General features: G+C 73.4%; 7 protein-coding genes and 1 pseudogene. 3 read left to right on the top strand and 5 right to left on the bottom strand.

All coding sequences use genetic code 11. The features are described from left to right. Together D7X12_RS43210 and D7X12_RS37395 are read left to right on the top strand one after the other, a co-directional pair. Window positions 1-597, top strand: a pseudogene (locus tag D7X12_RS43210) (hypothetical protein); the annotation flags it as partial. Then, window positions 594-1,331 carry a hypothetical protein gene (locus tag D7X12_RS37395; RefSeq protein WP_244225014.1) on the top strand — a complete coding sequence of 246 codons (738 nt, stop codon included), beginning with the start codon at window positions 594-596 and terminating at the stop codon, window positions 1,329-1,331. The pseudogene D7X12_RS43210 and the gene D7X12_RS37395, both read left to right, overlap by 4 nt. A 4-nt stretch (window positions 1,332-1,335) precedes the next feature. Here D7X12_RS37395 and D7X12_RS37390 read toward each other — a convergent pair whose 3' ends face one another. Continuing rightward, window positions 1,336-1,890, bottom strand: a complete 555-nt coding sequence (locus tag D7X12_RS37390; RefSeq protein WP_372338296.1) for a hypothetical protein — start codon at window positions 1,888-1,890, stop codon at window positions 1,336-1,338. Window positions 1,891-1,892: 2 nt separating this feature from the next. After that, window positions 1,893-2,660 carry a hypothetical protein gene (locus D7X12_RS37385; RefSeq protein ID WP_120629972.1) on the bottom strand — a complete coding sequence of 256 codons (768 nt, stop codon included), beginning with the start codon at window positions 2,658-2,660 and terminating at the stop codon, window positions 1,893-1,895. 157 nt (window positions 2,661-2,817) lie between these two features. Between D7X12_RS37385 and D7X12_RS37380 the strand changes: the two genes are divergently transcribed. Continuing rightward, window positions 2,818-3,525, top strand: coding sequence for a hypothetical protein (locus tag D7X12_RS37380; protein ID WP_120629971.1), 708 nt, complete (start codon window positions 2,818-2,820; stop codon window positions 3,523-3,525). Here the strand turns inward: D7X12_RS37380 and D7X12_RS37375 are convergent. The 3 genes from D7X12_RS37375 to D7X12_RS37365 form a co-directional block, all read right to left on the bottom strand. After that, window positions 3,494-4,426: a hypothetical protein gene (locus tag D7X12_RS37375; RefSeq protein ID WP_147443916.1), complete on the bottom strand. Its 933-nt coding sequence runs from the start codon at window positions 4,424-4,426 to the stop codon at window positions 3,494-3,496. The two genes, D7X12_RS37380 and D7X12_RS37375, sit on opposite strands and share 32 nt — an antisense overlap. A gap of 79 nt (window positions 4,427-4,505) precedes the next feature. Beyond that, window positions 4,506-4,898, bottom strand: coding sequence for a hypothetical protein (locus tag D7X12_RS37370; RefSeq protein WP_120629969.1), 393 nt, complete (start codon window positions 4,896-4,898; stop codon window positions 4,506-4,508). Window positions 4,899-5,036: 138 nt separating this feature from the next. Then, window positions 5,037-6,806, bottom strand: coding sequence for an ABC transporter ATP-binding protein (locus D7X12_RS37365; RefSeq protein ID WP_120629973.1), 1,770 nt, complete (start codon window positions 6,804-6,806; stop codon window positions 5,037-5,039). Window positions 6,807-6,809 lie beyond the last annotated feature (3 nt).

Below are 6,809 nucleotides of genomic sequence, written 5' to 3'. Positions count from 1 at the left end.
GGGGGCATCCGGGGCATCACCACGGCGGGCATCGCCCCGCTGTCGCGGATGAACTTCGAGGCGGAGGGCATCTCCTGCCAGGCCTCGTCCTCCATGCAGGCGGCGCGGCTCGGTGAGTTCATGCAGCCGGAGTTCTTCCGGGTGTCCACCCGGCGCGCCACGCGGCCGTTCACCGTGTGCGCCGCGGGCCGCGCGGGCAACGACGGCGTGTGCGACGGCCAGTTCGCGATGCTGCTGGATGACTGGGGCCTGTCGAGTCTCGCGGAAGGCCGCTCGTGCGCGCTCAACATCGACAACGGCGTGCGCTGCCAGAACACGGATTACTACCAGTGGGCGGAGGACGTGTTCGAGGCCAACGGCGGCGCGGGCAACGCGGGCACCGCGCTGGCGGGCGTCGTGGGCGCGACGGTCGCCATCGACGAGGGCCAGTTCTTCATGAGCTTCCGGGGCGAGGAGGACCGCTACGAGGAGAACCTCGGCGCCACGCACGCGGGCGGACAGACGCGCTGGGAGGTGACGCCCTTCCTGGTGCCCCCCGGCGGCCCGGCCTACAACACGCCCCGGCAGGGGCAGTGGCTGGGAGGCGTGCCGCATTGAGCCGCGGGGCCGTGTCCGCGCTGCCCGCCAGGGTGCTGCTGCTGGCGCTGGTGCTGGCGTCGCCGGTCCTCGCGCAGCCGAAGCCCCGGGCCCCGGCCTTGGCCCCCGACGCCGGGACACGGCCGGAGCCGCCGCGCTTCGCGTGGCCGAAGCTCCAGGTGCTGGAGCACGTGGAGTCCAACGACATCGTGGAGGCGGGCGGCGTGCCGGTGGCGCTGCGCGCGGTGCACGTGAAGGAGTCCGCGCGGGAGCTGGTGCAGCGCTTCGCGGACGCGTTTCGGGCCGGCGGGCTCTACGTGCCGCCCGGCAAGGAGCAGCCGCAGCTGGCGAACAACGCGGCCATGCTCACCGCGTTGGATCCGCGCCGCCGCATCACCTACACGGTCATCCTGATGGCGCAGCCGGACGGCACCACCACGCTGTACCTGGGCGAGGCCAACCACGCCCTGGCGCGCGCGCCCGGTACGGAGAACGACTTCGCGCCCATGCCTCTCGGGGCGCAGGGCGCGCTGCGCGTCAACGCGGAGGGCTCGCGCACGCTGTCCTTCCAGGTGCCCCTGTCCGGCGCGCAGGTGCAGGCCTTCTACGACGACGCGCTGCTGAAGGCCGGGTGGAAGCGCGGCGACGAGGCCGGCGTCTACACGCGGCCTGGCGCGGAGCTGCGGCTCACGCACCAGGCCGGCGACGGGGGCCGGCGCGCGGTGGTGCTGCTCCACCAGTCCCGCGCGCGCTGACGGCTCAGGCGCGCAGCTTCTCGCGCAGCGTCTTCGCGCGGCCCTGCATGTCGGGATCCAGGCCGGTGAGTTCGATGGACTTCAGGCGCTGATCCAGGCTCTTGGGCACCTTCTTCTGCAGCGTGCCCGCCTCCTGGAGCGCCTCCAGCTTCGCCAGCGCCTGGTCGACGATGCGGTCGCGCGGGTGGTCCAGCAGGCTGTCGAGGAAGTACGCGTCCTCGGGCAGCTCCGGGTACTTCTCCAGGTACTCCACCACGCCCTTCACCCAGTCCGCGCGCGTCTCCGAATCCTGCACCTTCTGCAGGGCGGCCTTCTGGGCCTTGCGCTTGCCTTCGGGGTCGAACGTCTTGGCGAGCCCCTCCGGCAGCTCCCCGCCGGTGAAGAGGGCGTCCGCGGCCGTCTTGTATTTCTGGTAGCTGGCGCTGCGCTCCAGCTTCTGCTGCGCCGGGTCGTCCTGGCGCGAGTGGTACTTGCTCTTGCCGCGCTGCGCGTCCAGCTCGCGGTAGGACTTGTTGCGCTTGCCGGTGAAGCCACCACCGTCGTTGTCGTCTCGGCCCATCTTCATCTCCCCTTGCGGGCGCGCCACAGCGCCGCCAGTCCCCGCCGGACGAGGGTGCGCACCTGCGCCAGCTCCTCGGGAGCGAGGGGGTGCTCCTCGTCATGCTCCGCCTCGAACAACGCTTCCGTCACGTAGGCCTGGAGGGTGTCCGGCGCGGGCGGCGCATCCGAATCCCTGTCCAGGGCCGCCGCATCCGCGGCTGTCAGCCCTGGCGGCCAGCCCAGCTCCAGCATGGCGTGCAGCTCGAAGAGCAGGTGCCGGGCGACCCCGTAACCTTCGTCCGTGAGCCCAGCGGCGTCAAGCGCACCCAGCAGGCCATCCTGCCGGTTCTCGTAGGCATGCATCAGCCGCGTGCGCGCCTTGTCGTCGTCCTCCAGGTAACGCCAGGCGGCCTCCACGAATTCGCTCGAAGGCTCGCCGGGGTGGAAGGGGGCCGGCGGTTGCAGCCGCTCCCGCTTCGGCCGGGGCGGGCGGGGGCCTTCGTCCGCCTCCAGCCGCACCGCCTTGCCCTCCTGCACGAGGTCCCAGAGGCCCAGCAGGTTCTGGTACAGCCGGCGCGCCAGCTCCGGGTCCTTGAAGCGGGGCTCCTCGGCGAAGAGGGTGGGGATGACGTCGCTGGAGGAGCCTCCGTCCGCGCGCGCCTCGCGCATGCGCTCGAGCACCTCGGCGGTGTCACAGGGGCTGCCAGCCAGCTCCAGCAATCCGTCGAGCGTCTGTACACCCTCGAACTGACGGACGAAGTCGGGGCCTCGGTCTTTGGAACGGCTCATCGTGAGGGGACGGTAGCCACAATGCGGGGGTCCACGCACGGGCCATTCACGCCCCGTCGCACCCGTCGCGCCCGTCGCACCCGGCTGACGGGAGGCGGACGGGCGGGGAACGGGCTGGCTTCCGTTTCCGACCGGGCGCCCCTACTGTGCGCCATTCATGGCCGTGGAAACCTCGTCCGACACCCTGAAGTCCGCGATGCAGGAACTCTACCGGGCGCGGGCGGTGGAGGGGCCTCCGGGTGAGAACGGCCTGCGCACCGTCTGGCACCTGAGCCCCCAGGGCGCGGAGCTGCTGTCGCTGGTGGACGACGAGGGCCGCGTCCGGCGCCAGGAACTCACGCTACTGGACGAGCACTGCATCTGGGCCAGCGGCCAGGGCGTGCGCACCGGGCGGGTGGAGTCCGGCGAGGCGCGCAGGCCGCCGGTGTCCACGGAGGTGCGCGCGGATCCAGAGCTCGTGCCCCAGCGGCTGGTGCGCGCCGCGCAGGCGCTGGCCACCTACGCGGGTCAGGACCGCTACATCCTCCACATGCAGCGCGTGCTGGCGCTGGCGCGCGAGGGGCTGGAGATGTCCAGCCTCTCGGCGGCGCCGGAGTCGCTCGGCAGGACCGTGGCCTTCGCGCCCGTGACGCCGCCGCCGCGCGTGGCCGCCCCCGCCGTGCCAGTGCCTGCACCCGCGCCAGAACCGGAGGCGCTCCCGGCGCCACCGCCGGAGCCGGTGCTGCTGCGCTACGGCGAGGCGCTGCCCGGCGAGCTGCCGCCCCCGGTGGTGCGCCGCTCGGAGGGGCTGGTGCTGGTGGCCGTCTTCGGCGTGGCCCTGGTGGTGGCGATGATCATGCTCTTCGTGCTGACGCGAGGAGGCTGAAGCGCGCGGGCGAGCGCCTTCCCAGCGCGTGGAGCACGTCCGCGTCGGTGGGCACCGGGAAGGAGCTTTCGCCCTCGGCATCGGCGGTGATGCGCTCCGGCCCCAGCGTGGTGTGCAGCGGGTGCGCGTCCAGCAGCAGCAGGCCGGCCACCGCGATGGTGAGCACCAGGCCGCCGGCCCACTCCAGCGTGCGCGCGCGCCGGGCCTCCCGCGCGCGGTACGTCAGCCAGGTGAAGCTCAGCACCGCCAGACACCCCAGGCAGCTCCAGCGCACCGTGCGCAGCCGCGCCGCCTGCGCCATGCCCTCCGACATCAGGTCCGGCCGCAGCGTGCCGGGGGCCCGCGACAGCCGGGACAACAGGGTGAACAGGTGGTGCGCCTCCAGCGCGCCCACCACCGCCATGCCCGCGAGCGCCGCCGACACCAGGCTGCCCAGGAGCAGCCCGCGCCGCGTGCCCCGGCTGATGCTCGCGTGGCTGAAGCGCGCCACCCCCAGCGCCACCGACAGCGAGCCCAGCAGCACGGCGCTCGTCCACGCGCCCAGCAGCCGGGGCGCCATCGCCTTGCCCATGCCCGCCGTCAGCGCGACGCCCGCGTCCGCCGCGCCCACCTGCGGCAGCGCCGCCTGCATCCGCTCCAGCAGCACCTCCGTGCCCAGCAGCCCCAGCGTCCAGGGCACCGTCGCCATGCCCACCATCACCGCCAGGGGCACCGCCCGCCCCAGCAGCGTGGAGCCCGCCGCCCACGTCAAGAGCGGCACCTCCACCACCAGCGCCAGCCCCACCAGCAGCGCGAAGGGGCCCGCGGAGGCCACCACGCTCACAATGCCGGCCGGACCTCCCAGGAGCAGGGGCAGCGTGCCGCCCAGCACGCACACCGTGGCGGGAACGGCCAACGCCACGAACAAGCCGGGCGCGAGGTGTGGTCTGACGGGAACAAGCATTTCCCGTAAGAATAGGCTCCCGGGCATCCCCGGTAATTCAGACGGGAGGACGACCCACGAGCCAGTAGAGGACACTGCAGAGGGCGCCGGCCACGGGGGCGAGGACGATGCCCAGGAGAATCGTCTGGCCGCAGTCCGCGGGCTCACACCCGATGCGGCCGTAGGCGAGCGCGCCGCCGACGAGCATGGGCAGGTGCATGCCGGCGATGAACAGGCCCAGCCCGCGCAGCACGAGGCCCCGGTACCAGGTGCGCGTCCACAAGCGGAAGACGAGCGGGACGAGCACGAGGGTGACGGTGGCCGCGGCGGCCAGCGCGAAGTGCCGGACGGCCACCGCGACGCAGGCGCCCCCGGCCAGCATGAGGGCGGGGACGATGAGGAGCGCGTCGAGTGACAGCGGCTCTCGTTCGCGGGGCGGCGTCGGACGCATGGGACGGCGTCGCAGGCTGGCAGGGCGGGCCCACCCGCGCAAGGCCATGCGCCAGGGCTCGGGGATGGCGTGGGCAGTGGGGCACGGCCCCAGGGTCCCGCATCCGACAGCGGAGCGCGGCTGGACCCCGGTACAGGTTCAGGCCGCGACAGCGCCCTCGCCCAAGAGCCGCGCGTAGCGGCCCCGGAGCGCGAGCAGTTCCGCGTGGGTGCCGGACTCCACCACCCGGCCGCCCTCCACCACTGCGATGAGGTCCGCGTCGCGCACGGTGGCCAGCCGGTGGGCGATGACGAGCACCGTGCGCCCCTTCATCAGCGCCGCGAGCCCCGCGCCCACCGCCGCCTCGCTGGTGGCGTCCAGGGCGCTGGTGGGTTCGTCCAACAGCAGCAGCGACGGGCGGCACAGGAAGGCGCGCGCCAGGGCGATGCGCTGGCGCTGGCCTCCGGAGAGCCGGCCGCCGCGCTCGCCCACCGGTTCATCCAGGCCGCCGGGCAGCGCGCGCACGAAGTCCTCCGCGTGCGCCAGCCGCAGCGCCTCCCACAGCGCGTCATCCGGCGCGTCCGGCTGTCCCAGGCGCAGGTTGTGGCGCACGGTGCCGGAGAAGAGCACCGGCTCCTGCGGCACCCACGCCACCTGGCCGCGCACGCTGGAGGACTTGAGCGACGACAGGGGCACGCCGTCCCACTTCACCTCGCCGCCGCTCGGGGGCAGGAAGCCCAGCAGCACGGAGAAGAGCGTCGTCTTGCCCGCGCCGGACGGCCCCACCAGCGCCACGCGCGCGCCCGCGGGCACCGTCAGGTCCACGCCCTGGAGGGCCTCGCGGCCGTCCGCGTAGGTGGCGCGCAGGCCGGACAGCTCCAGCGCGCGCGACAGCGGCCGGGCCTCTTCGCCCACGTCCGGCGGCACCGGCGCGTCCGCGAGCGTGAACAGCCGCTCCGCCGCCGCCAGCCCCGTGAGCACCTGGGACAGTGTGCCGCTCAGCGACTTCACCGGCTGGTAGAGCAGCAGCGCCGCCGCCATGAAGGAGAGCAGCCGTCCGGCCAACGTCGGATCCAACGACACCGCCCGAGCGCCCCACGCCACCGCCGCCGCCACGCCCACGATGCCCAGCAGCTCCACCGTGGGGCTGAAGGCGCCCCGGATGAAGAGCGAGCGGCGCATCTCCCCCAGGTACGCGTCCGCCTCCGCGTCGAAGGACTCCAGCGCGCGCGGCACGGTGCCGTACGCCTGCACCACGGGCAGGTTCTGGAGCTGTTCAGCGGTGATCGCGCTGAGCGCGCCCAGGCTCGCCTGCGAGCGGGTCGCCACCTTCTTGAGCGAACGGGCGAAGCGGTTGACCGGCAGCACGGTCACCGGCACCACCACGAACGTGAAGAGAAAGAGTTTCGCGTCGATGAGGAAGCACGTCGCCAGCAGTGCGACGATCTGCAGCCCATCCCTTACGTACGATGACAACGCCTGGGTGACGGAGAACTCCACCAAGGGAACATCCGAGGTGAAGCGCGCCACCAGCTCTCCCGAGTGACGCTGTTCGAAGAACGCGGGGGGCTGGGCAAGCAGGCGACCGTAGAGGAAGCCCCGCAGGTCGGACATCACGCGCTGGCCCAACCGCTGCATCAGGCCCCCCTGGAGGAACTGCGCGGTGGCCTTCACCACGGCCACGCCGACGACGAGCAGCGGCAGCCGCGACAGCAGCGCCTCCGGAGACAGCGTCAGCCCCGCGACGGAGACGGGGGCGCCGGTGAGGACGGCGCGCAGCAGGGGGCCCACGATCCACGCATACGCGGCGGTGGCGCCCGCGGCGGTGAGCGAGGCCAGCGAGCCCGCCAGCAGCAGCCGACGGTAGGGGGCGAGGTAGCCCAGGAGCCGGCGGTAGACGTGAGCGGAGGGACGAGGGCGGGGGGCCACGGG

The sequence above is a fragment of the Corallococcus sicarius genome (assembly GCF_003611735.1).
Taxonomy (GTDB): Bacteria; Myxococcota; Myxococcia; order Myxococcales; family Myxococcaceae; genus Corallococcus; species Corallococcus sicarius.
This window is presented reverse-complemented; position numbering and strand designations above follow the sequence as displayed.

Bases quoted from the DNA above. Each gene is read 5' to 3' on its own strand.
- D7X12_RS37390 (WP_372338296.1), bottom strand. From the start codon at position 1,890: ATGGGCCGAGACGACAACGACGGTGGTGGCTTCACCGGCAAGCGCAAC.
- D7X12_RS37385 (WP_120629972.1), bottom strand. From the start codon at position 2,660: ATGAGCCGTTCCAAAGACCGAGGCCCCGACTTCGTCCGTCAGTTCGAG.
- D7X12_RS37380 (WP_120629971.1), top strand. From the start codon at position 2,818: ATGGCCGTGGAAACCTCGTCCGACACCCTGAAGTCCGCGATGCAGGAA.
- D7X12_RS37370 (WP_120629969.1), bottom strand. From the start codon at position 4,898: ATGCGTCCGACGCCGCCCCGCGAACGAGAGCCGCTGTCACTCGACGCG.